Here is a 385-nt window from a genome sequence, read left to right as displayed (position 1 = left end):
GTTTTCAACTGGTGGATGAGTCAGGGAATGGTAAACCTTATGCGGGTTTAGCTTACAAACTTGTGGACAGTACCGAACAATCTCATGAAGGAATTTTAGATTCTGAAGGCTCTGCCAAAGTTTGTGACACTTACGAAGGGCCCGTAGTCCTCACCGTTGATAGTGCCTATAAAGGAGACGAAAAGGACTATAAATGGTTAATGACACGACTAAGCTATCCGCTAAAAATTACCGAATTACAGGTGCGGGCCGAAAAAACCCGCTTCCTGCGCAAGGACGGTCTGCGAGTTGAAAACAACCCTGCAAAAGCAAAAGCAGACCAGTTCTTTCATGTCGAAGTGAGAGATCTGGTTGAGAAATCCGCTCATCTTCCTCCCCTTTCAAA

At 45.2% G+C, this 385-nt stretch carries 1 pseudogene; it reads left to right on the top strand.

Annotated features, from left to right (window positions below):
• Positions 1 to 385: pseudogene (locus tag AC1DLB_RS32335) on the top strand (lipase family protein); the annotation flags it as partial.

This window comes from Pseudomonas sp. 05N434, from assembly GCF_056396965.1.
Note: the sequence above shows the minus strand (reverse complement) of the source record. Positions and strands in the feature narration are given on the sequence as shown.